Annotated in this window: 16 protein-coding genes; 4 read left to right on the top strand and 12 right to left on the bottom strand. The window is 58.6% G+C overall.

Translation table 11 applies throughout. From position 1 onward, the window contains the following. Positions 1-4,953, bottom strand: coding sequence for an alpha-2-macroglobulin family protein (locus ACMWLG_RS12110; RefSeq protein WP_045620571.1), 4,953 nt, complete (start codon positions 4,951-4,953; stop codon positions 1-3). Positions 4,954-5,239: 286 nt separating this feature from the next. Between ACMWLG_RS12110 and ACMWLG_RS12115 the strand changes: the two genes are divergently transcribed. The 4 genes from ACMWLG_RS12115 to ACMWLG_RS12130 all read left to right on the top strand — a co-directional run bounded on the left by ACMWLG_RS12115 (position 5,240) and on the right by ACMWLG_RS12130 (position 9,873). Further along, a complete protein-coding gene (locus tag ACMWLG_RS12115; RefSeq protein ID WP_045399637.1) occupies positions 5,240-6,784 on the top strand; it encodes a PTS transporter subunit EIIC in 1,545 nt (514 codons plus the stop codon). Between the two features lie 12 nt (positions 6,785-6,796). Next, positions 6,797-8,164 carry a 6-phospho-alpha-glucosidase gene (locus ACMWLG_RS12120; RefSeq protein WP_045399634.1) on the top strand — a complete coding sequence of 456 codons (1,368 nt, stop codon included), beginning with the start codon at positions 6,797-6,799 and terminating at the stop codon, positions 8,162-8,164. Positions 8,165-8,254: 90 nt separating this feature from the next. Continuing rightward, complete coding sequence (gene sseA, locus ACMWLG_RS12125) at positions 8,255-9,103, top strand: 3-mercaptopyruvate sulfurtransferase (protein WP_045399631.1); 849 nt, start codon at positions 8,255-8,257, stop codon at positions 9,101-9,103. Next, positions 9,103-9,873: a MurR/RpiR family transcriptional regulator gene (locus tag ACMWLG_RS12130; RefSeq protein ID WP_414762988.1), complete on the top strand. Its 771-nt coding sequence runs from the start codon at positions 9,103-9,105 to the stop codon at positions 9,871-9,873. The genes sseA and ACMWLG_RS12130 overlap by 1 nt, the downstream gene beginning before the upstream one ends. A gap of 17 nt (positions 9,874-9,890) precedes the next feature. Here the strand turns inward: ACMWLG_RS12130 and sseB are convergent, their stop codons facing one another. The 11 genes from sseB to trmJ form a co-directional block, all read right to left on the bottom strand. Next, positions 9,891-10,667, bottom strand: a complete 777-nt coding sequence (gene sseB / locus ACMWLG_RS12135) for an enhanced serine sensitivity protein SseB (RefSeq protein ID WP_045399624.1) — start codon at positions 10,665-10,667, stop codon at positions 9,891-9,893. A gap of 74 nt (positions 10,668-10,741) precedes the next feature. Then, positions 10,742-12,028, bottom strand: a complete 1,287-nt coding sequence (gene pepB / locus ACMWLG_RS12140; protein ID WP_045399621.1) for an aminopeptidase PepB — start codon at positions 12,026-12,028, stop codon at positions 10,742-10,744. A 60-nt stretch (positions 12,029-12,088) separates the two neighbouring features. Next, a complete protein-coding gene (gene iscX, locus ACMWLG_RS12145; RefSeq protein WP_003860650.1) occupies positions 12,089-12,289 on the bottom strand; it encodes a Fe-S cluster assembly protein IscX in 201 nt (66 codons plus the stop codon). Position 12,290: 1 nt separating this feature from the next. Then, positions 12,291-12,626: an ISC system 2Fe-2S type ferredoxin gene (fdx, locus tag ACMWLG_RS12150; RefSeq protein WP_003860652.1), complete on the bottom strand. Its 336-nt coding sequence runs from the start codon at positions 12,624-12,626 to the stop codon at positions 12,291-12,293. A gap of 1 nt (position 12,627) precedes the next feature. Then, complete coding sequence (gene hscA, locus ACMWLG_RS12155) at positions 12,628-14,478, bottom strand: Fe-S protein assembly chaperone HscA (RefSeq protein WP_045620569.1); 1,851 nt, start codon at positions 14,476-14,478, stop codon at positions 12,628-12,630. Between the two features lie 14 nt (positions 14,479-14,492). Then, entirely contained in the window at positions 14,493-15,008 is a 516-nt protein-coding gene (gene hscB, locus ACMWLG_RS12160) for a co-chaperone HscB (protein ID WP_024908642.1), read from the bottom strand. Between the two features lie 79 nt (positions 15,009-15,087). Further along, positions 15,088-15,411, bottom strand: a complete 324-nt coding sequence (iscA, locus tag ACMWLG_RS12165) for an iron-sulfur cluster assembly protein IscA (protein WP_003860659.1) — start codon at positions 15,409-15,411, stop codon at positions 15,088-15,090. Positions 15,412-15,424: 13 nt separating this feature from the next. Further along, positions 15,425-15,811 carry a Fe-S cluster assembly scaffold IscU gene (gene iscU, locus ACMWLG_RS12170; protein WP_003860661.1) on the bottom strand — a complete coding sequence of 129 codons (387 nt, stop codon included), beginning with the start codon at positions 15,809-15,811 and terminating at the stop codon, positions 15,425-15,427. Positions 15,812-15,835: 24 nt separating this feature from the next. After that, positions 15,836-17,050 carry a cysteine desulfurase gene (iscS, locus tag ACMWLG_RS12175; RefSeq protein ID WP_008502157.1) on the bottom strand — a complete coding sequence of 405 codons (1,215 nt, stop codon included), beginning with the start codon at positions 17,048-17,050 and terminating at the stop codon, positions 15,836-15,838. A 117-nt stretch (positions 17,051-17,167) separates the two neighbouring features. Further along, on the bottom strand, positions 17,168-17,659 hold the full coding sequence (iscR, locus tag ACMWLG_RS12180) for a Fe-S cluster assembly transcriptional regulator IscR (RefSeq protein ID WP_045399615.1): 492 nt from the start codon (positions 17,657-17,659) through the stop codon (positions 17,168-17,170). A gap of 217 nt (positions 17,660-17,876) precedes the next feature. Then, positions 17,877-18,602 (bottom strand): tRNA (cytosine(32)/uridine(32)-2'-O)-methyltransferase TrmJ, encoded by a 726-nt coding sequence (gene trmJ, locus ACMWLG_RS12185; RefSeq protein WP_033146224.1) that lies wholly within the window; start codon positions 18,600-18,602, stop codon positions 17,877-17,879. Positions 18,603-18,647 lie beyond the last annotated feature (45 nt).

Raw genomic sequence — 18,647 nt, forward strand, 5'->3', positions numbered from 1 at the left:
TTACGGAACAACAATCAGCGGGCCGCTGGCCGCCCCCGTTGCCCGCCACTGCGGAACGTACATAGACTCCACCATCGGGACCGGCACCTGATAGGTTCCCGGCGTCACGGCGCGCGCCAGATAGACCAGCGTGACTGGCTGACCTTCATTTACCGGCACGGCGGCCACAAAGCGGTCGTCGCGGAATTCCATATGCTGAATGTCCGCCTGCTGCATCTGGCTGAGCAGGTTCTGTACTTCGCTACCGCTGTCCTGCAGGCTGGCGCTGCTGCTTGCCAGGTTCTGGTTTTCCAGCTCCAGACCCGCAGGGAGGAGATCCACCACCAGCGCATCCGGCACGTTCTGGCTGGCTTTAACTTCCAGCCACACCAGCACCAGCTCACCGCTCTTCAGGGAAGAGAGTGATTTAGTGCTGCCGTCGGTTGCCAGGATATGACGTTCAACCTGCAGCACGTTCGCGCTCGGCTGAGGCGCGTATTCCGGATAGCCGGTGCTGTCCAGACGCACCCACAGCGGAGTCGTGCCAGTATTGGTCACCTGCAGCGCGCCAAGCTGGTCGCCGCTCACGTTTTGTACCAGTGACTTATCGCCGCCAGATGCGGTCTCAGACAGAGAGGTTTTCGCCTGCCATGTACCGGACAAGGTTTGCAGCGAACGTCCGGCCAGGAACAGCGCATTGCTCTCCTGCGTTGACAGCCAGCGCTGGCTGAAGGCCTGTTCAGACAGAGCATTCAGCAGCGTATTCTGCGCATCCGGCAGCAGCTTGTACTCCTCCAGCAGGGAGAGCATCAGAGCGTTATCGCGAAGCTGGCTGCCGTAATCGGCCATCCAGGTTTTGCTGTCGTTACGCGGCGTTTTGAGTGCCAGGTCCAGCGCCTGCTGGCTGCGCGGTGCATCGCCCATCAGCTTGAGCGCCATGCCCAGCTGCATCAGCGGCAACCCGGAAGCCGCCTGCTCGTGGCGATCCCAGATTTCACGCAGCGCGCCCAGCGGCGCTTTTTGCTGACGTGCCAGCACCAGCGCGGCATAGGCCTGCACGGCGAACTTGCTGGCCTGAGTATCATCGCTGTAGCGAATGGACATCATTCCCGGATCCTGCAGGTAGCGCAGCAGGCGGTTATTGGCGTTATTCACCGCATCGGCAGGTACGCTGTAACCCTGCTCGCCCGCGCGCACCAGGAAGTCGGTCACGTAGGCCGTCAGCCAGTACTCTTCCGGGCCGTTTTTATCCCATAGCGCAAAACCACCGTCCTCACGCTGCATCTGCAGCAGACGGGAGATGCCAATATCAATCGCCGCACGGCGCTTATCATCGGTGTCGCCTTTGATGCCAAGTGCAGTCAGCTGCGCCGCGTTGGTGTAGAGCGACGGGAACAGACCGCTGGTGGTCTGTTCCAGGCAGCCATACGGATACGCCTGCAATTCGCGAATATAGCGCGCCAGGTTAAGCGGTGGTTTGCCGCTCAGCAGCAGCTGTCCCTGCAGGGTAGCAGGAGAGAAACCGTTACTATGCTGCGCCGGTGCGGTCCAGGACTCGCCGGTATTCAGCATGGCACCGGTATTCACCGTCTGCGCCGGGAATGCCGGACGCACGCCGATTTTCCAGCTCTTCTGCTGCGGGGCGAAGGTCTCACCCGGGAGCTGCAGGCCGGTCACCTGAGCGATCACTTCACCGTCACCATAACCGTCCAGCGCACGCACCGGAATAAACAGGGTGTTGCGTGCGCCAGGAGACAGCTGAATCGGCTGCGGCTGCCCCCCTTCCAGCGACAGTTTTCCTGTCGCGGTCAGGGCGACGTTCAGCGTTTGCGGCTGGTCGGTGAGGTTAGTGATATCCAGCGTCAGCCGCGAGGTATCCCCGCTTGCCAGGAAGCGCGGCGTATTAAGCTCGGCAATGACCGGCGCGGCCACCACAACCTTGCTTTCACTGCTGCCGAAATCGTCCTCCGTCCAGGCCTGCGCCATCAGACGCAGCTCACCGTTGAAGTCTCCTATCGGCAGCGCAACCGTGCCTTCTCCGTTGGCATCCAGCGTGACCGGCTGTGCCTGCTGGGCAATAATGGTGACGTGGTTCACCGGCGGCTTACCGCCGCGCTTAAGCTCATCACCGTCACCACCAAAGCGCAGCGCGGCCAGGCGGCCCTGCCCTTCGATGACCTGGCCATAGATATCGTAAATGTCCGCGCCATAGCGCTTCTGGCCGAAGAAAGCCTGCCACGGATCGGGCGTAACGTAATCGGTAATATTCAGCACGCCGCTGTCCACCGCAGATACAAGCACATTCACTTTCTGCGGCACCGCCCCCTCTTTCACGCTGGCTTTCACCTTCACTGAGAGCGTCTGGTTTGGACGCATTTTCTGCGGGTTATCGAGCGCAATGTTCAGACGGCGATTTTCGTCGCCCATCGGCAGATGCAGCAGGCCGACCGCGCGTTTCGGCGTGGCGGATTTGGATTTATCACCCGGACGTACCACCAGCGTGCTGAGGTAAAGATCGTGACGTTTCCAGGCTTTGTCGACCGGGATAGCGAGATCAAGCCCGTTTGCCGGTACGTCGATCTCTTTCCACCACAGCGGCCCTTCGCTGGACTCAATCATCGCATAGCCCTTACCTGCTGCCGGCGCTGCAATGTGCAGGTTAATGGTATCGCCTGGCTGATAGGCTGGCTTATCCAGCTTCAGCGTCACGCGGTCAGGGCGTGCAGCCCCTGTGCCGTCGCTGTTATCCTGCCAGCTGTATCCCGCCCAGAAGCGTACGCTGCTGACCATCTCATCAGGCGCTTTCACCTCCAGACGATAAGAGCCCCACTCCACCGGGAAGGTGACTTTACCCGTCTCGTCGGCCTTGAGCGTCAGCTCCTGCTCGCCTTCAACCAGATCTTTCTGATCGAACTGAGACTGCCAGCCTTCGCTCTCTGACCAGTTCCAGAAGTAGTCCCGACGCTCGCGAATCAGGCGAACCTGTAACCCGGAAACGGCCTTTTTCGCTCCGCTGGCATCGGCGTAAACAATGTCGAAGCTGGCGTTACCGTTCTCGTCAACAATCGGCTGGTTGACGGTGGTATCGGTGCGGTAGTCGTAAACGGCTTTACTGGCGAACTGAGGGCGGATACCCGGCAGCTCAGCCGCAGGCCAGATTGCCTGCTCGGTGCGACGCGTCACCGGACGACCGCCGGATTCCAGCAGGCTGGCCTGCAGGATCAGCTGCAGCGGAGAGTGCACCTCTTTCCACTGGCTTTCGGTAGAAACCTGTCCACGCCCCTGCTCATCAAGCGTAAGCTGAACTTCATCCAGGCTGCGGCTCAGGTTCTCCTCGGCGATATCGCCAAACTGGAAGCCCGGCAGCGCAGCCACCGCGTCACGCAGCGGACGCAGGAAAAGCTGGCCCTGCAGGGAATTACCGTTGGCCGGTGCGCCATACAGGTAATAGCCTACCACGTTAAAGTCCACGTTATCCTGCGGTGAAACCGGCGATTTTTGTCCGCTCAGGTTCAGCGCCATACGCTCGGGCATGAAGTCTTCGACGTGGAAGTCCCACAGGCGCTGCAGGTTATCGCCCGTGTTGGCGCGGATATGCCACATGCCGGTCTGCGCCCCGCTGTCCAGCGGATAGTTAAAGCGATAGAGCCCATTCTCTGGCTTGACGACAATCGTACGCGCGACCTGTCCATCCGGGCGCAGCACGTCAAGCTTCACGGGCTGATCGGGAAGCGGCTTACCGTCACTGTCGCGCAGTAAGCCGTTGAGGATCACTGTTTCACCCGGACGATAGAGATCGCGCGGGCCAAACATGAAGAATTGCTTGCTGTAGCCGGGGCTACCGGCAATATCGAACTCCGCCAGATCCAGCGCCGGAAGCTTGAGGTCAAGCAGCGTGGTCTGGCCGTCTTTGCTCGCCAGAATCAGCGCGGCTTCTTTGTCCGTTTCAAGCTTCGCATGACCGTCGGCATCGCTCTTCGCCTCAGCGAGAGTCTGGCCTTTGTCGTTCAGCAGCGTGACGGTCACGCCGGACTGCGCCGCACCGTTTTCCAGACTCTGAGTGAAAATATCCAGGCGGTTATGGTAACGGTGAGCGGACAGACCAATATCGCTTAAGGTAAAGAGCGTTGCGGCGTTGCTGTAGTTGTAGTGCCCCGCCTGGTTCATGACCGCGATGTAAACGCCAGACTGCTGGAGCGGTTTAATATCCTTCAGGGGCAACAGCAATTTTTCGCGCGTATTGCGCGCCGGATTAAGATCGAATCGACCGGTGTAAACCAGCTCCGCCATCTTCAGCAGGTTATCGGATTCCCAGTTGGTCAGCGAGTTACGGTACTCCCACTGGCTGACAAGGGAGGCCAGCGATTCCGGCTTCACGCGGTAAAAGTTGACATCGACATTGTTGACGTTGAGCGCCATCACCGGCAGACCTTCCACCACCTTACCCGGCAGCAGCGAGCCGCGGCTGGCAAAACCAACGGTGGGTTCAATGTCCCGGGTGGTCAGGGCTTTTTCATAATCAATGCCAAACGTCGCCTTGTTCAGCGCCTGCAGGTCACGTTCAACGGTGACGACCAGATTGCGGTTAGGTTCCAGATGGCGCAGTCGAAGCTCTTTCAGGTTAGGCGCAAGTTCCCACGCCCCGTCAACCTTGCCGCTTTTCTTATCCACGACATGCACCGTTTTGGCGAAATCCTGATCGGGATTTAGCGGAACAGAAAAGGTCAGCACCAGCGTGGCGGCACCGTCGAGCTGAACTTCAGAGGTATCCAGCAACGTCAGCGCTTTTCCCTGACTCTGGGCAGCCAGTTTAGCCAGCGTGTCAGCATTGGGCTTTTCCGCGGCTTTCGGTGTCGATGCGGTGGATGCCGCGGGAGCCGCAGCCTGGGGTTTATCGTCGCTGTTATCACAGCCGACAAGCGTAAACGTGGTAAGCAGCGCAAGAGAAAGCGCGGCTAAGCGAAACGGTTTCATCCTTTATCCCTGGCCCATGGAGCCTGTTGGTCGTCGTCCGGATAAGTATTATCCGCAAGTTTCATTAATTCAAAAAGGTCAATTTTAAAATCTGGAAAGCGCCTCGCAGAATGGCATCACGTCGCTACACCGTGATGGAACCGCGATCACAGCACATAACGTCACATGTTACCTTTCAAGTCATTTGTTTTTAAAACAAGAAGATAGCTGGCTAAGCTCGCCTGAAGGCTGCTAGTTTTATGACCATGACGCACCCCGAGTGCGCGGTTCAAAAAGAGAGAAAGCCATGAAACGAGCCGTGAACGCCCTACAAAATTTCGGAAAATCATTGTACGGACCGGTACTTATCTTACCGATCGTCGGTCTGTTTATCGCCTTTGGTAACGTGCTGGGTAACGGTAATCTCGCTGAATACCTGCCGTTTCTGGGCCATCCGCTGATTCAGCATACTGGTCAGCTTATCGCGAAATCTGCCGTGTCGGTGCTGGTTAACCTGGCGCTGGTGTTTGCCGTCGGTATCCCGATTGGTCTGGCGACGCGTGATAAAGGCTATGCCGCGCTGATTGGCCTGGTCACCTTTATCGTGTTCATCAACGCCATGAACGTCACGCTGCAGCTGCAGGGCGCGCTGGCGCCAGTTGCCCAGATGAAAGCGGCCGGACAGACCATGGTGCTGGGCGTGCAGGTGCTGGAGATGGGCGTTTTTGCCGGGATCCTGACCGGGGCGCTATCCGGATATCTGTACAACAAATACTCCGGCGTACAGTTTAACGGCGCGATGGCGATTTACTCCGGCCACTGTTTTGTCGCCATCGTCATGCTTCCCGTCTCCATGCTGCTCGGCGTGGTGATGAGTGAACTGTGGCCGTTTGCCCAGCACGGCATTAGCACCCTGGCGCTGGCCATCAAAGGCTCCGGGCCGTTTGGCGTGGCAATCTACGGTTTCCTGGAACGTATTCTGGTCCCCACCGGCCTGCACCATCTGGTTTATACCCCGTTCCTCTATACCGAGCTGGGCGGCACGCAGGAGGTGTGCGGCGCAACCTATCAGGGCGCGCGCAATATCTATTTCGCCGAGATGGCCTGCCCGGACGTGAAGCAGCTCAGCAGCACCGTGGTGTGGGACGCGCGCGGCATCAGCAAGATGTTCGGCCTGCCTGCCGCAGCCCTGGCGATGTATATGACCGCAAAGCCGGAGCGTAAAGCCATTGCGAAAGCCATTCTGATCCCGGCGGCGCTGACCTCGCTGCTGGTCGGCGTAACCGAGCCGATTGAGTTCTCCTTCCTGTTCGTCGCCCCGCTGCTGTTCGTGGTGCACGCGGTGCTGACCGGCATCGGCATGATGCTGTTCTCGCTGCTGGGCGTTCACGCCATCGGCGCCAACGGGATTATCGACTTTATCCTCTATAACCTGCCGCTCGGCACGGAGAAGTCCAACTGGCCGATGTACATCGTGGTCGGGCTGATCATGTTTGCCCTCTACTTCGTGGTGTTCCGCTTCCTGATCCTGCGCTTCAACATGAAAACGCCGGGCCGTGAGGATGACGATCGGGAGACGCGCCTCTACAGCAAGCAGGAGTACCAGGCGAAGGGCAATAACGACGGGCTGGGCGAATCCATCGTGACGGGTCTGGGCGGCAGGGAAAACATTGAGGTGGTGGACAACTGCTACACCCGCTTACGCGTCACGGTGAAGGACGTCGCCATTATCGACGAGCCGAGGCTCAAGGCGACCGGCGCGAAAGGGATTATCAAACAAGGTAACAACGTTCAGGTGGTCTACGGGCTGCACGTCAAAAAAATGCGAGAAGCCGTTGAGACGTTTCTCTGAAAGGAGCTAAAGATGTTTACACCCCCATTCATTCTGTCGATTGCCGGCGGAGGTAGCACCTACACGCCGGGCATTGTGAAAAGCCTGATGGTGCGCCTGCAGGATTTCCCGCTGGCCGAAATCCGCCTTTATGACATCGACGAGGCGCGCCAGAACACCATTGCGCCCGTCGTCGAAAAGGTCATTCGCGACCACAGTCAGAGCATCAAGTTCACCGTTACCAGTGACCCGGAAGTGGCGTTCAGCGGCGCGCATTTCGTCTTCGCCCAGATGCGCGTCGGCCAGTACAAGATGCGCGAGCAGGATGAGAAGATCCCGCTGCGCCACGGCGTGGTCGGGCAGGAAACGTGCGGGCCCGGCGGCCTGGCGTACGGGCTGCGCACGATCCTGCCAATGGTGGAGCTTATCGATCTGGTCGATCGCTACGCGCACGAAAAAGCCTGGATCGTGAACTACTCCAATCCGGCGGCGATCGTCGCAGAGGGCGTGCGCCGCCTGCGGCCAAATGCACGGGTGCTGAACATCTGCGATATGCCGGTGGCCGCGATGCGCAATATGGGGGCGATTCTGGGTGTCGATCGCCGCAGGCTGGAGGTGGACTACTTCGGCCTGAACCACTTCGGCTGGTTTACCCGCGTGCTGGTGGACGGCGAAGACAAGCTTCCCGAGCTGCGTAAGCATGTCGCGAAGTTTGGCCTGCTGACGGAAGATGCGGCCAAAACCGATCCGCAGCATTCCGATCCTTCGTGGGTAAAAACCTGGCGCAACATTAAGCCGATCATGGACAACTTCCCGGAGTACCTGCCGAACCCGTACCTGCAGTACTATCTGATGCCGAACCAGATCGTCGAGCATCAGAACCCGGACTATACCCGCGCCAATGAAGTCATGGACGGGCGCGAGAAAAAGCTGTTCGCCGCTGCCGAAGAATACAAGCGCACCGGGATCCTGCCGGACGCCTTCCACGTGGGCGTCCACGGCGAGTTTATCGTCGATGTCGCCTGCTCGCTGGCCTTTAACCTGCGAAGCCGCCATCTGGTGATGGTGGAAAACCGCGGGGCGATTACCAACCTGCCTTACGATGCGGTGGTGGAAGTGCCCGCTTATATCACCTCCGAAGGCCCGGAACCGATTCGTGTCGGTCAGGTGCCGCTGTTCCATCGGACCCTTTTGCAACAGCAGCTCGCCTCTGAACAGCTGCTGGTTGAGGCGACAATCGAAGGAAGCTATGAGAAAGCCCTGCAGGCGTTTACCCTCAACCGCACCGTGCCGACCATGGAACACGCGAAAGCGATTCTTGATGAGATGATCGAGGCCAACCGCGACTACTGGCCAGCGCTGCAAAAAGCCTGGCAGGACGGCGAACCGGTGAAAAAATAGGGGCTTGCTCGCGAGTTGAACGTGGTTTGCTTGTCGGTGTCAGAAAAAACACCGACAATCCTTTTTTACGGAAAAGAATGGAGGCAACCCATGTCCACCTCATATTTTGTCGCCGCCGACTGGCTGATTGAGCACGGTGACGATCCGGAAGTTCAGATTATTGACGCGCGTATGGCCCCGGCCGGGCAGGAACACCTTCGCGATATGGTCGCGGAATACCGTGCCGGACATCTGCCTGGCGCGGTATTTTTTGATATCGAAGCCCTCTCCGATCGCAACTCTCCCCTGCCGCACATGCTGCCGCGCCCGGAAGCGTTTTCTGTGGCGATGCGCGAGCTGGGCGTCAGCAAAGACAAACACCTCGTTGTTTATGATGAAGGTAACCTCTTCTCCGCACCGCGCGCGTGGTGGATGCTGAAAAACTTCGGTGTGGAAAAAGTCTCTATTCTGGCGGGCGGGCTGGCGGGCTGGAAGCGCGACGAGCTGCCGCTCCAGCATGGTGACGTGACGCTGCCGGAAGGCGAATTCGACGCCACGTTCGACGCGCACGTGGTAAAACGTCTGACCGACGTGCTGGTCGTGAGCCATGAAAAAACGGCGCAAATCGTCGATGCCCGTCCTGCTCCGCGCTTCAATGCCGAAGCGGATGAACCGCGTCCAGGGCTGAAGCGCGGACATATTCTGGGGGCGCTGAACGTGCCGTGGGGCGATCTGGTGTTTGAGGGCGAGCTGAAAACCACCGACGAGCTGCGGGCTATTTTTGACCGTGCTGGCGTTGATTTACATCGTCCGATTATTGCCAGCTGCGGCTCCGGCGTAACGGCCTGCGTGGTGATCCTGGCGCTCGCCACGCTCGGCGCGCGCGACGTCACGCTTTACGACGGCGCCTGGAGCGAATGGGGTGCGCGGGACGATCTTCCTGTCGCACCCGCGAAATAATGGATAACCGCCTGGCCACGCTGTTAACGCGCGGTGCGTCGCTGACCCGCGCGGAGTATCGCGTCCTCGCCCACCTCACGGAGCACCCGATGCTGGTGGGCAACATCACGGTGCGAGAGCTGGCGCAGGCGACATTTGTTTCCACCGCCACCATCATGCGGCTGTGCCAGAAGCTGGGGTTTAGCGGCTTTAGCGAGTTTATCTGGCACTGCAAGCAATTGCTCTCCGACACGCCGCATATTGCCGCCCAGGAGCCCTCCCTTCCAGAACTCCCGGTGCTGTTTAATCAGTTTATCGCCAACTATCAGCACACCTTCCAGTGGGTCACGCAGGAGAAGCGCCAGCAGTTTGCCGACCTGCTGCGCCAGAAAGAGAGCTTCTTTCTCTACGGGGCCGGTTTTTCCTATCTGTTTGCGGAGTACCTGACCAAGAAGCTGCAGGTGCTGGGCAAAACGGCGTTTATCTCCGGGCCGGGAGACAGCCGGAATATTTTCCTCAGCAACGCCTCACGCTATCAGGTGTTTATTGCCGTCTCGCGCAGCGGCGAAACGGAGCAGGTGCTGGATAAAGCGCGGATTGCCAAAAACGTCGGTATGACTATTGTCGCGTTTACCCGCGCCTCGGCCAATACGCTGGCGGGGATGGCGGACGTGCATTTTGCCCTCTATGACGAAGCGGTACACTTCGCCGCCGAAGCCGCGGGGGTGACGTCGTTTGAGTCGAATCTGGTGCTGCTGATGGATTTACTGCTGCTGGAAGCAACGGGGTGATATTCACCCCGCCGTAATCAGATGATGCGGTTGGTTTTGAGATCGCGCAGGAAGCCGCCCCAGCGACGCTCGTAGAACGGGGTGATGTGCTCGGTAATAAAGTGGCTGATGCCCTTTTCACCGTTCTTCACCTGGCAGATATCAATCGGCTCGTCGCCCGGCAGCGTGTCGGTCGCCACGCTTCCCGCCGCCTGAATGATGTCGTCGATATCGCCGTCCGCCTCAATACCAATCAGCAGCACCGGCTGCTCGTCCGCACGCTCTTTAATGGAGCAGAGAAACGCGCGCCGGACGGGCTTGAGCGTTTTGAACAGCGTCGTCAGGGAATCAATCATCTGCGCGGGTGGCTCGGCCACCTCAGAGAGCAGCAGCGTTTCGCCCCCTTCCAGCACTTCCTGCGTGCTGAGCGGGTTGCCCTCTTCGCCAATCAGGTGGCTGATTTCACGCGGCGTAAACTCTTTCCCGGTCGGCAGCTTCGCGTTGAGGAATAGCGTCTGGCCGAGCGTCATTTCAAACAGAGTACGCACCGGCATCACCACGAACGCCTGTTCATCTTCTACCGCTTTCTGAAGCGCTTCCAGCGAGGTGAAGAACGGGATCACCGACGTGCCGTCATCTTTCTCCCAGTGCAGCAGATCCAGCGCGCTGTCTTCTACGACCTGCTCACCTTCCGCGGCGGTACCCGGCACCCAGACGGTGGATTCCAGCAGGGTACGGAAAAATGCCGGACGGTGGGCGGGCTCGGTCGCCGCCTGCTCCAGCAGGGTTTCTAATTCGTTTTTGGTTTCGGACATAGCAATTCCAGATGATGCATTTCCCCACCCTACCCTCTCCCCGTGGGAGAGGGTTGGGGTGAGGGCAATGAAGATTACTCAGCCGTCAGCAGGTTCGCCACGGTACGCACGCCCAGACCGGTCGCGCCCGCGGACCACTGCTCTACCGCCGCTTTACGATACGTCGCGGAGCAGTCAATGTGAAGCCAGCCTTCGTGATAATTCTCAACGAAGTGGGACAGGAACCCTGCCGCCGTACTTGCACCCGCCGGGTACGCCGCGCTCGCGGTGTTGTTCAGCTCGGCAAAGTTGGACGGCAGCTGGCTGCGGTGGAACTCGGCCAGCGGCAGACGCCAGAACGGTTCGTTTTCCGCAGCGGCGCTTGCCAGCAGGCGAGCAGCCAGCTTGTCGTCAAAGCTGAACAGCGCATGGTAATCGTTGCCCAGGGCGGTTTTCGCCGCGCCGGTCAGGGTCGCCATGTCGATGATCAGCTCAGGCTTCTGGGCAGACGCGTCGATCAGGCCATCGGCCAGCACCAGGCGGCCTTCGGCGTCGGTGTTCATCACCTCAACGTTTTTACCGTTGCGGTAGCGAATGATGTCGCCCAGCTTGAAGGCGTTACCGCTCACCATGTTGTCCGCGCAGCACAGATACAGCTTCACGCGCTTTTTCAGACCGCGGGTGATGGCAAACGCCAGCGCGCCGGTGATGGTTGCCGCACCGCCCATGTCGGACTTCATGGAGTCCATGAACGCGCTCTGCTTCAGGCTGTAGCCGCCGGTGTCGAAGGTGATGCCTTTACCTACCAGGCAGGCAAAGACTGGCGCTGCTTTATCGCCGGTTGGGTTGTAATCCAGCGCCAGCAGGACCGGAGGACGCTCGGAGCCGCGGCCCACGGTGTGGATACCCATGTAGTTCTGCTCGCGCAGGTCTTCACCCTTGGTGATACGGTAGGACATTTTGTCGCCCGCCACGCCGCACAGCAGGTCAACCGCGCGCTGCGCCAGCTGCTCAGGGCCTAACTCTTCCGCCGGAGCGTTAATGGTGTCGCGCACCCAGTCGATGATTTGCAGGCGGCTTTCCAGCTCTTTTTGACCGGCTTCGTCGAGGTTCGCCCACTCAATTTTGCGGCTGCCTTTCGGCCCTTTGTAACCTGCCCAGAATGCCCAGCTGCGGTCGGTGTCCCACCCTTCGCCTTCCAGCGAGACATGCTTAATGCCCAGACCGTCAATTTTACGCGCGGCGCGCTGGATCAGGCCCAAATCATCGTTGCCCGTCAGGTGCAGGGTAAAACCGTCGTTGTTGATGCTGTAGCTGGCTTTTTCGCCCCAGCGCGCGTCGGCGGGCTGCGTAGAGAGCGTAATCTTCATCGCTTCGGTCATTTTATTTTTCCTTATTAGCAACTAGCAAACGGGCCGCCTGAAGGCAGCCCGTTTTGTTATTTATTCTGCTTCATCTAACCAGACTAACAGAATCGCCTCCAGAATTTTTTCATTGGATGCGTTTGGATCGTCGTCGAAATCCTCTAAATCGCAGATCCACTGATGCATATCGGTGAATCGTACGGTCTTCGGATCGAGATCCGGGTTCGCGTCGTAGAGCGCTTCGCCGATTTCACGGCTGTCTGTCCACTTCAGTCCCATATTAATGCTCGCGTGCGTGGTTGATGGTGTAGCGTGGGAATTCCACGACCAGATCTTCATCGGTCACCGCAGCCTGGCAGCTTAAGCGGCTGTCTGGCTCCAGACCCCATGCTTTATCCAGCATGTCGTCTTCGTCTTCGGTGCTCTCGGCAAGAGAGTCAAAACCTTCACGCACGATGCAGTGGCAGGTGGTGCAGGCACAGGATTTTTCACAGGCGTGTTCCACTTCGATACCTGCACGCAGGGCTACATCGAGAATGGTTTCACCGGTCTTCGCTTCCAGAACAGCGCCATCCGGACAGAGGTCCGCATGAGGCAAAATAACAATCTTTGGCATATTAAACCTCGTCCACGGACTGGCCTTTCAGCGCGACGCGGACAGATTTGTCCATGCGGCGAGCAGCGAAGTCCTGGGTTTGTTTATCAACGTTTTTAATGGCTTCTTCTATTGCGTCAGCGTCATTGCCTTCGGCCACGGCGCTTAAGCGCGCGGCAGCGTCGTCAATCACCTGGCGCTCAGCGGCGCTTAACAGCGCGGCGTCGGCAGCGAGCGCGCCGTTCAGGCTCTCCAGCACGCGGGCGGCTTCAACTTTCTGTTCAGCCAGCATACGCGCCTTCACATCCTGCTCGGCGTAGCTCATTGAGTCCTGAATCATGGAGGCGATTTCGCCATCGGTCAGGCCGTAGGACGGCTTCACCTGAATGGACGATTCCATGCCGGTGGATTTTTCCATCGCCGTGACGCTCAGCAGGCCGTCGGCATCCACCTGGAAGGTGACGCGAATGTGCGCCCCACCCGCAGGCAGCGCCGGGATGCCGCGCAGCGCAAAGCGCGCCAGAGAGCGGCAGTCCTGCACCAGCTCGCGCTCGCCCTGCATTACGTGGATGGACATCGCGGTCTGACCGTCTTTGAAGGTGGTGAACTCCTGCGCGCGCGCCACCGGAATAGTGGTGTTACGCGGGATCACTTTCTCTACCAGGCCGCCCATGGTTTCTAACCCGAGCGACAGCGGGATGACGTCCAGCAGCAGCATTTCGCTGTCCGGCTTGTTGCCGACCAGAATATCGGCCTGGATAGCGGCGCCCACGGCAACCACTTTGTCCGGATCGATGGAGGTCAGCGGCGTGCGGCCAAAGAATTCGCCCACGCGCTCGCGCACCAGCGGCACGCGGGTCGAACCGCCCACCATGACCACTTCCAGCACCTCGTTCGCCTCAACGCCCGCATCTTTCAGTGCGCGACGGCAGGCCAGCAGGGTGCGTTTCACCAGCGGGGCAATCAGATCGCTGAACTGGTCGCGGGCGATCTCACCCTGCCAGCCCGCAACATTTACGGTAACCGTCTGCGCATCGCTAAGGGCGATTTTAGCGTCGATGGCCGCATCCAGCAGTTCACGCTGCACGCGCGCATCGCTGCGATCGCTGATGCCCGCCTGCTCGCGAATGTAATCCGCCAGCAGATGGTCGAAGTCATCGCCGCCCAGTGCGGAATCCCCGCCGGTAGCCAGTACTTCAAACACCCCGCGGCTCAGGCGCAGGATAGAGATATCAAACGTCCCGCCGCCGAGATCGTAAACCGCGATCACCCCTTCCTGACCGGAATCGAGGCCGTAGGCAATCGCAGCCGCCGTCGGTTCGTTCAGCAAACGCAGCACGTGCAGGCCCGCCAGACGCGCGGCGTCTTTGGTGCCCTGGCGCTGTGCATCGTCAAAATAGGCCGGAACGGTAATGACTACGCCGTCCAGATCGCCGCCGAGCGTCGCAGTAGCGCGCTCAGCCAGCGCTTTGAGGATGTCGGAGGAAACGCGAATCGGGTTCAGCAGACCGGCCGCGGTCGCAATCATCGGCAGGCCGTTTTCACTGGCCTGCAGCTGATACGGCAGATGCGGGTAGCGGGTCTGAATATCGGCCAGCGAGCGTCCCATCATGCGCTTGACGGAGCTGATGGTGTTGGCCGGATCGCGCGCGGCGTTAGCGCGGGCGTCATAGCCTACCGCGCGACCCTGCTGCTGGTAGTGGACCACGGAAGGCAGCAGATGGCGCCCCTGCTCGTCGGCCAGCGTTTCCGCCTGGCCGCTGCGCACGGTCGCCACGAGGGAATTGGTGGTGCCCAGATCGATACCCACCGCCAGACGACGCTGGTGCGGTGCGGCACTTAAGCCAGGCTCACTAATTTGTAATAAGGCCATAATTGCTTCCGAAATTAAAAATCGAGCAGCTTTTCTTCGAGTTGTTCAGCACTGCTTCGCAGTTTATCGAGAAAACGGAGTTTGCGCACAGTGTCTGCCGCCACGTCCCAGGTCTCGTTGTTCAGTTGCTCCACCATCTGCTGATGGCGGGTATCGAACATGCCCTTCACGCGCGTGATAAAGCTTTCCAGACGCGCTTCGTCTTTGGCCTGTTCAATCTCATCGAGCTCTTCGCGAAGCTCTAGCTGCTCCATCAGAAACGCCGTGTCGCGCACGGTGTGCTGTTCGCTCGCCAGATCAAAACCGTGGAGCGAGAGCAGATATTCAGCGCGCGCCAGCGGGTGGCGCAGCGTCTGCCAGGCCTGGTTGATGGTGGCAGAGTGGGAAACCGCAGCCAGCTGCTCTGCCTGAGTACCGCTCGCGAATTTGTCCGGATGGTACTGACGCTGCAGATCCTGAAAACGGATCGTCAACGCCTGGAGATCGATCGGGTATTGAGCGGGTAGTCCGAAGAGAGTGAAGTAATCCATAACAATCTCAGGGGTAGCCTGTTAGAACAAACCCCACGCGCAGCGGGTACGCCACGGTGGGGTTTCGGATGACGCGCGGTTAAACGTGGAAGCTTTCGCCGCAACCACACTCGTCTTTGACGTTCGGGTTCGTGAACTTGAACCCTTCGTTCAGGCCTTCTTTAACGAAGTCCAGCTGAGTGCCGTTGAGGAATTGCAGGCTTTTGCCATCGACCACCACCTTCACGCCCTTGTCTTCAAACACGGTGTCGTCAGACGCCGGTTCGTCAACAAACTCCAGTACGTAAGCCATACCAGAACAGCCGGAGGTACGTACGCCCAGTCGCAGGCCAAAGCCTTTACCACGGTTCGCCAGAAAAGAGCTTACTCGCGCGGCAGCGCTGTCGCTAAGGGTAATCGACATACTCAAACCTCAATTATTTTGCTTCACGTTTGCTTTTGTAATCCGCAATGGCGGCTTTGATCGCGTCTTCTGCCAGAATTGAACAGTGAATTTTCACCGGTGGCAGTTCGAGTTCTTCAGCAATATCGGTGTTCTTAATTGCCTGTGCTTCGTCCAGAGACTTGCCCTTAACCCATTCGGTAACCAGGGAGCTGGACGCAATTGCAGAACCGCAGCCGTAGGTCTTGAAGCGCGCGTCTTCAATGATACCTTCATTGTTGACTTTAATCTGCAACTTCATCACGTCGCCACACGCCGGTGCGCCAACCATGCCGCTACCGACAGATTCGTCGCTGTTGTCAAAAGAGCCAACGTTGCGTGGGTTTTCGTAATGATCGATGACTTTTTCGCTGTATGCCATGATTGAATTCTCCTTATGTACCGATTAGTGATGTGACCATTCAATGCTGTTCAGATCCACGCCCTGCTTGAACATTTCCCACAGTGGAGAAAGGTCGCGCAGACGGCCAATGGAGTTGCGAACCAGCTTGATGGTGTAGTCAATCTCTTCTTCGGTAGTGAAACGACCTAAAGAGAAACGGATAGAACTGTGTGCCAGCTCGTCAGTCATACCCAGCGCACGCAGCACGTAGGATGGCTCAAGGCTTGCAGAGGTACAGGCAGAACCGGAAGAAACCGCCAGGTCTTTCAGCGCCATGATCAGCGATTCGCCTTCAACATAGTTGAAGCTGACGTTGAGGATGTTCGGTGCGCCCTGCTCGAGATCGCCGTTCAGATACACTTCTTCCATATCTTTCACGCCGTCCCACAGACGGTTACGCAGCGTGCGCAGGCGCGCCATCTCGGTTTCCATCTCTTCTTTTGCAATGCGGTACGCTTCGCCCATGCCCACGATCTGGTGAACAGGCAGAGTGCCGGAACGCATGCCGCGCTCGTGACCGCCGCCGTGCATCTGTGCTTCGATGCGGATACGCGGTTTACGACGAACGTACAGCGCGCCGATCCCTTTCGGGCCATAAATTTTGTGGCCGGAGAAGGACATCAGGTCCACTTTCAGCTGGCTCAGATCGATAGGCAGTTTGCCCACGCTCTGAGTCGCGTCAACGTGATAGATGATACCGCGCGCGCGGCACATTTCGCCGATGGTTGCAATGTCCTGAACGACGCCGATTTCGTTGTTAACGTGCATGATGGAAACCAGAATGGTGTCATCACGCATGGCCGCTTCGAGCTCTTTCAGGTCGATGATCCCGTTGCTCTGTGGCGCCAGGTAAGTCACTTCGTACCCTTCACGCTCCAGCTGGCGGCAGGTATCCAGCACGGCTTTGTGTTCGGTTTTGCTGGTGATGATGTGCTTGCCTTTTTTCTGATAAAAGTTGGCTGCACCTTTGATCGCCAGGTTGTCGGATTCGGTCGCACCGGAGGTGAAAACAATCTCACGCGGGTCGGCACCCACCAGGTCGGCAATCTGATTACGGGCGATATCAACCGCCTCTTCAGCATGCCAGCCAAAACGGTGTGAACGGGAAGCTGGGTTACCAAAGTTTCCGTCCAGGGTCAGACACTGCATCATTTTCTCGGCAACACGCGGGTCCACCGGCGTGGTTGCGGAGTAATCGAGATAAATCGGTAATTTCATTGCTCTTTAAACTCCGTACATCGCTTCAATGCAAGGAATCAGGCAACCGGCTGGATGTACGACCGAGTACGCGGGGCGTGACCGCCCCGGCCTGATTCTGAAATCTTTATCGTTTTATTACGCGCGCAGTTTGACGTCGATAGCGTCCTGCGCGCGGGTGCTGCGTTGGGAATCATGGCCGTGCTGACGGCCCGATACGTCCAGAACTTCCTGGTTATTCACCAGCTCACCGAGGGTGATGTTGTTGAGGAAGCCGGTCAAACGGTCGCTCAGATCGCGCCACAGCGCGTGGGTCAGGCACTTATCGCCGCCCTGGCAGCCACCTTTACCCTGGCAACGGGTCGCGTCAACGGATTCGTCAACTGCGCTGATCACTTCGCCAACTGCAATACTGCCCGCGTCTTTACCCAGCAGATAACCGCCGCCTGGGCCACGAACGCTGGAAACCAGTCCATTTTTACGCAGTCTGGAGAACAGCTGTTCCAGGTAAGAGAGGGAGATCCCTTGTCGTTCAGAAATATCAGCCAACGGAACCGGGCCCGCTTCGGAGTTGAGCGCAACGTCCAGCATCGCGGTCACGGCATAACGCCCTTTAGATGTCAGTCTCATGTCTTACTTAACCTCAAACTCGCCCCTGCCCGGGGTTTTTTATTGTAAAATGGGGGTATTGCATAGCAGGGCCAAGTCTGACATTCCTGACTAAAATGGTCAACTATTTACTTGACTGTTTTAGTCAGGTATTTAACGTTCCGTGCCTTCATAACCCAGGTGCGGCCTGATGCCCTCACCCCAGCCCTCTCCCACGAGGAGAGGGGGGAAATCGACACTACTCTTTATTCTTCTGCTCAATCGACGCCAGAATCCCGCGCAGGATGTTCAGCTCCTGGCTTTCCGGGCGAGCGCGGGTAAACATACGGCGCAGCTTGTTCATCACCTGGCCCGGGTGGCCTTCACGAATAAAGCCGGTTGAGAGCAGCGTCTGCTCCAGGTGACCGTAGAAGCGCTCAAGGTCGTCCACCAGCGGGTAGGCCGTCTCTTCTTTAGGCTCTACCTGTTTCTCCTGCGTCGCCAGCCACGCCATACGCACTTCATAGGCGATAACCTGTACCGCCATCGCCAGGTTCAGCGAGCTGTATTCCGGGTTCGCCGCGATGGCGACGTGATAGTGGCATTTCTGCAGCTCGTCGTTGGTCAGGCCAACGCGCTCGCGGCCAAACACCAGCGCAACCGGTGCCTGCTCCGCTTCTGAGACGCTTTTCAGGCCGCATTCGCGCGGATCCAGCATCGGCCACGGCAGCGTGCGTGAACGTGCGCTGGTGCCAACAACAAGGCTGCAGCCGGCCAGCGCTTCGTCAAGGGTATCGACGATCTGGGCGTTGCCGATCACGTCGCTGGCACCGGCCGCCAGGGCGATAGCCTGCGAGTCAGGTTTCACCAGCGGATTAACCAGCCACAGGTTCGTTAAGCCCATGGTTTTCATAGCGCGGGCAACGGAGCCCATGTTGCCGGTGTGCGATGTTTCGACCAGCACGATTCGAATGTTTTGCAGCATAATTTTTAATGTCTGAATTCAGCGTCTGAAGAATATTCCGGCATA

This window comes from Enterobacter sp. 01-M-02-SI-ECC (genome assembly GCF_047530595.1).
Taxonomy (GTDB): domain Bacteria; phylum Pseudomonadota; class Gammaproteobacteria; order Enterobacterales; family Enterobacteriaceae; genus Enterobacter; species Enterobacter cloacae_M.

Excerpts from the sequence above, each read along its gene's own strand:
- hscA (WP_045620569.1), bottom strand. The coding sequence starts at position 14,478 with ATGGCCTTATTACAAATTAGTGAGCCTGGCTTAAGTGCCGCACCGCAC.
- fdx (WP_003860652.1), bottom strand. The coding sequence starts at position 12,626 with ATGCCAAAGATTGTTATTTTGCCTCATGCGGACCTCTGTCCGGATGGC.
- ACMWLG_RS12110 (WP_045620571.1), bottom strand. The coding sequence starts at position 4,953 with ATGAAACCGTTTCGCTTAGCCGCGCTTTCTCTTGCGCTGCTTACCACG.
- iscS (WP_008502157.1), bottom strand. The coding sequence starts at position 17,050 with ATGAAATTACCGATTTATCTCGATTACTCCGCAACCACGCCGGTGGAC.
- hscB (WP_024908642.1), bottom strand. The coding sequence starts at position 15,008 with ATGGATTACTTCACTCTCTTCGGACTACCCGCTCAATACCCGATCGAT.
- sseB (WP_045399624.1), bottom strand. The coding sequence starts at position 10,667 with ATGTCCGAAACCAAAAACGAATTAGAAACCCTGCTGGAGCAGGCGGCG.
- pepB (WP_045399621.1), bottom strand. The coding sequence starts at position 12,028 with ATGACCGAAGCGATGAAGATTACGCTCTCTACGCAGCCCGCCGACGCG.
- ACMWLG_RS12130 (WP_414762988.1), top strand. The coding sequence starts at position 9,103 with ATGGATAACCGCCTGGCCACGCTGTTAACGCGCGGTGCGTCGCTGACC.
- iscR (WP_045399615.1), bottom strand. The coding sequence starts at position 17,659 with ATGAGACTGACATCTAAAGGGCGTTATGCCGTGACCGCGATGCTGGAC.
- iscX (WP_003860650.1), bottom strand. The coding sequence starts at position 12,289 with ATGGGACTGAAGTGGACAGACAGCCGTGAAATCGGCGAAGCGCTCTAC.
- sseA (WP_045399631.1), top strand. The coding sequence starts at position 8,255 with ATGTCCACCTCATATTTTGTCGCCGCCGACTGGCTGATTGAGCACGGT.
- iscA (WP_003860659.1), bottom strand. The coding sequence starts at position 15,411 with ATGTCGATTACCCTTAGCGACAGCGCTGCCGCGCGAGTAAGCTCTTTT.
- ACMWLG_RS12120 (WP_045399634.1), top strand. The coding sequence starts at position 6,797 with ATGTTTACACCCCCATTCATTCTGTCGATTGCCGGCGGAGGTAGCACC.
- trmJ (WP_033146224.1), bottom strand. The coding sequence starts at position 18,602 with ATGCTGCAAAACATTCGAATCGTGCTGGTCGAAACATCGCACACCGGC.
- ACMWLG_RS12115 (WP_045399637.1), top strand. The coding sequence starts at position 5,240 with ATGAAACGAGCCGTGAACGCCCTACAAAATTTCGGAAAATCATTGTAC.
- iscU (WP_003860661.1), bottom strand. The coding sequence starts at position 15,811 with ATGGCATACAGCGAAAAAGTCATCGATCATTACGAAAACCCACGCAAC.